2 rRNA genes are annotated in these 3,588 nt (G+C 47.2%); both read left to right on the top strand.

The annotated features are described in order from the left end of the window. Nucleotides 1-229 precede the first annotated feature (229 nt). Nucleotides 230-3,121, top strand: a 23S ribosomal RNA gene (locus HAL07_RS00485). A gap of 296 nt (nt 3,122-3,417) precedes the next feature. After that, a 5S ribosomal RNA gene (gene rrf, locus HAL07_RS00480) occupies nt 3,418-3,533 on the top strand. Nucleotides 3,534-3,588 lie beyond the last annotated feature (55 nt).

The following is a 3,588-nucleotide window of genomic DNA, read 5'->3' as shown; positions in this document are numbered from 1 at the left end:
TTCAGCTCCCCTTAAGCTCAAAACCGCTAGTATTGCGTTTTGCTTCTAAGAAAGCTTACATTGAAAAGGTGAAAAGACTTTTTTCTAAAAAGGCTCACTTAAAAGCGTGTTATTTGACTTTTTATTGTCAATAGCCTATGTAAAGGTAAAAACTACAAAGCCAAAAGAATTATACTCAATAAGGCGGTGTGGCTCTTATGCAACGCTCTAGCGGATATGCTAGAGTGGCAAACAAGATATTAAGAGTGGATGGTGGATGCCTTGGGTAGTAGAGGCGATGAAGGACGCACTAGACTGCGATAAGCTACGGGGAGCTGTCAAGAAGCATTGATCCGTAGATCTCCGAATGGGGCAACCCAATCCACAGCAATGTGGATTACTCTATTTATAGAGAGCGAACCTAGCGAAGTGAAACATCTCAGTAGCTAGAGGAAAAGAAATCAACGAGATTCCCTCAGTAGTGGCGAGCGAAAGGGGAAAAGGGCAAACCGCGTGCTTGCATGCGGGGTTGAGGACGGCAACATTCAAGGGGTTTTTCTAGCAAAGTTGTTTGGAAAGACAAGCCATAGAAGGTGATAGCCCTGTATGCGAAAGACAAACCCTAGATAGCCGGATCCAGAGTAGGCCAGGACACGTGAAATCCGGGCTGAAGCCGGGGAGACCACTCTCCAACCCTAAATACTACTACTACACCGATAGCGCACAAGTACCGTGAGGGAAAGGTGAAAAGAACCGTGGGTAACGGAGTGAAATAGAACCTGAAACCATCTACTTACAATCATTCAGAGCCCTATGATTTATCAGGGTGATGGACTGCCTTTTGCATAATGATCCTGCGAGTTGTGGTGTCTGGCAAGGTTAAGTGAAAACGAGCCGTAGCGAAAGCGAGTCTGAATAGGGCGCTTTAGTCAGACGCTGCAGACCCGAAGCCAAGTGATCTATCCATGGCCAAGTTGAAACGAGTGTAACAGCTTGTGGAGGACTGAACCCGTGCCCATTGAAACGGGCTGGGATGAGCTGTGGATAGGGGTGAAAGGCCAAACAAACTTGGTGATAGCTGGTTCTCTTCGAAATATATTTAGGTATAGCCTCAAGTCATGACAAGAGGGGGTAGAGCTCTGATTGGGCTAGGGCTGCTCGCCGCAGTACCAAACCCTGTCAAACTGCGAATACCTTTTGTTGTATCTTGGGAGTCAGGCGGTGGGTGATAAAATCAATCGTCAAGAGGGAAACAACCCAGACTACCAACTAAGGTCCCAAAGTTCTATTCTAAGTGGAAAAAGATGTGTGGTTACTCAAACAACCAGGAGGTTGGCTTAGAAGCAGCCATCCTTTAAAGAAAGCGTAACAGCTCACTGGTCTAGTGATCATGCGCTGAAAATATAACGGGGCTAAGATAGACACCGAAGTTGTAGATTGCTCTTTTAGAGCAGTGGTAGAAGAGCGTTCTGTGCAGCACTGAAGGCATACCGGTAAGGAGTGCTGGAGCGCACAGAAGTGAGCATGCAGGAATGAGTAGCGATAAGATACGTAAGAATCGTATCCGCCGTAAATCTAAGGTTTCCTACGCGATGTTCGTCATCGTAGGGTTAGTCGGGTCCTAAGCCAAGTCCGAAAGGGGTAGGCGATGGGAAATAGGTTAATATTCCTATACCAATTAGGGTGTGCGATGGGAGGACGCATAAAGTTAGGTGAGCCAACGGATGGAAGTGTTGGTCTAAGGGCTATAGATTGGGAGAGAGGCAAATCCGCTCCTGTATTCAAAACCCAAACAGGCTCTTGGAGTTCTTCGGAACAATAAGAGAATCACTGATACTAAGATGCCAAGAAAAGTCTCTAAGTTTAGCCCTAATTGTCCGTACCGCAAACCGACACAGGTAGATGAGATGAGTATTCTAAGGCGCGTGGAAGAACTCTCTTTAAGGAACTCTGCAAACTAGCACCGTAAGTTCGCGATAAGGTGTGCCACAGCAATGTGGTCTCAGCAAAGAGTCCCTCCCGACTGTTTACCAAAAACACAGCACTTTGCCAACTCGTAAGAGGAAGTATAAGGTGTGACGCCTGCCCGGTGCTCGAAGGTTAAGAGGATGGGTTAGCCCGCAAGGGCGAAGCTTTGAATTGAAGCCCGAGTAAACGGCGGCCGTAACTATAACGGTCCTAAGGTAGCGAAATTCCTTGTCGGTTAAATACCGACCTGCATGAATGGCGTAACGAGATGGGAGCTGTCTCAAAGAGAGATCCAGTGAAATTGTAGTGGAGGTGAAAATTCCTCCTACCCGCAGCAAGACGGAAAGACCCCGTGGACCTTTACTATAGCTTAGCACTGCTAATGGGAATGCCATGCGCAGGATAGGTGGGAGGCTTTGAAGTAAGGGCTTTGGCTCTTATGGAGCCATCCTTGAGATACCACCCTTGGCGTTTTTGTTAGCTAACTGGCCTAAGTCATCCTTAGGCAGGACAATGCTTGGTGGGTAGTTTGACTGGGGCGGTCGCCTCCTAAAAAGTAACGGAGGCTTACAAAGGTTAGCTCATGGCGGTTGGAAATCGCCAGCTGAGTGTAATGGCACAAGCTAGCTTAACTGCAAGAGAGACAACTCAAGCAGAGACGAAAGTCGGTCATAGTGATCCGGTGGTTCTCGTGTGGAAGAGCCATCGCTCAAAGGATAAAAGGTACCCCGGGGATAACAGGCTGATCTCCCCCAAGAGCTCACATCGACGGGGAGGTTTGGCACCTCGATGTCGGCTCATCGCATCCTGGGGCTGGAGCAGGTCCCAAGGGTATGGCTGTTCGCCATTTAAAGCGGTACGCGAGCTGGGTTCAGAACGTCGTGAGACAGTTCGGTCCCTATCTGCTGTGGGCGTAGGAAAGCTGAGGAGAGCTGTCTCTAGTACGAGAGGACCGAGATGGACATGCCACTGGTGCACCAGTTGTTCTGCCAAGAGCACCGCTGGGTAGCTACGCATGGTTGTGATAAGAGCTGAAAGCATCTAAGCTCGAAGCCAACTCCAAGATAAGCTTTCCCTGAAGCTCGCATGAAGACTACATGTTTGATAGGGTGGGTGTGTAAGTGCAGTAATGCATTTAGCTAACCACTACTAATAGAGCGTTTGGCTTGTTTGCTTGCTTAAGAGCTCCACTGCCTTATTGAGTGTAATGAAGGCTTGTAGAAAGACCAACATAGACTATTGATGAAAAGCGTTGCTTTTTAAGTTTGCTTTTTTAAATAAAAATGCTAGAATGGTGTTTTTATTTTAGAGGTGTCTTGGTTTTAGCCTGAGCCATCCCTGATTCTTCTAGGTTTGCAACCCTAGAATGGTCGAATCTAAGCCTTTAGGCAAAGGGCTTAACCCGAGGTTCTCTTAAAACTTTAAGAGAACCGCAAGTCTTAAAAAGCTTTGCTGAAAAAGCTTTGCTTTTCCCGTGTCCCTAGAAGAGAGGAAATACCCAGCTCCATCCCGAACCTGGAAGTCAAGCTCTCTTACGCCGATGATACTGCGCTTTGCAAGTGTGGAAAAGTAGGGTGATGCGGGGAATTGTTTTAAAGTCTTTTTTAGTTTTTTAGGCTACAATTTCTCAATTTCTCAATT

This window comes from Helicobacter ailurogastricus, assembly GCF_001282945.1.
In the GTDB taxonomy this organism is placed as follows: domain Bacteria; phylum Campylobacterota; class Campylobacteria; order Campylobacterales; family Helicobacteraceae; genus Helicobacter; species Helicobacter ailurogastricus.
The sequence above is the reverse complement of the archived record's forward strand: the minus strand, read 5'-3'. Positions and strand labels throughout refer to the sequence as shown.